This window comes from Cupriavidus sp. SIMBA_020 (assembly GCF_046535395.1).
GTDB classification, from domain to species: Bacteria; Pseudomonadota; Gammaproteobacteria; order Burkholderiales; family Burkholderiaceae; genus Cupriavidus; species Cupriavidus campinensis.
On record NZ_JAWRWU010001323.1, the window covers coordinates 1 to 248 of the forward strand.

Here is a 248-nt window from a genome sequence, read left to right on the forward strand (position 1 = left end):
CTATCGAAAGGCGCCGCTCACGGCGCCGCTTTGGCCGGTCGGAGACGGTCTGTGGGCGGGCGTGACCGTGGTCATGCTGATCGCGTCGATCCTTCTCATGGGCTCTTTTATCCGCAACCCGGCGTTTCCCACCGGCGGCCGGCCCGGTTCGTTCCCTGACGCGGCGCGCGGCGTGTACGCGGTGACGCGCCATCCGATGATGTGGTCGTTCGCGCTCTGGGGCCTGTGTCACGCCGCAGTGTTCCCGG

The 248-nt window shown here is 68.5% G+C and carries 1 protein-coding gene; it reads left to right on the plus strand.

What is annotated here, in order from left to right; translation table 11 throughout:
- Positions 1 to 248: NnrU family protein (locus SB751_RS33795; protein ID WP_410749472.1), on the plus strand; the 248-nt coding region annotated here is incomplete at both ends.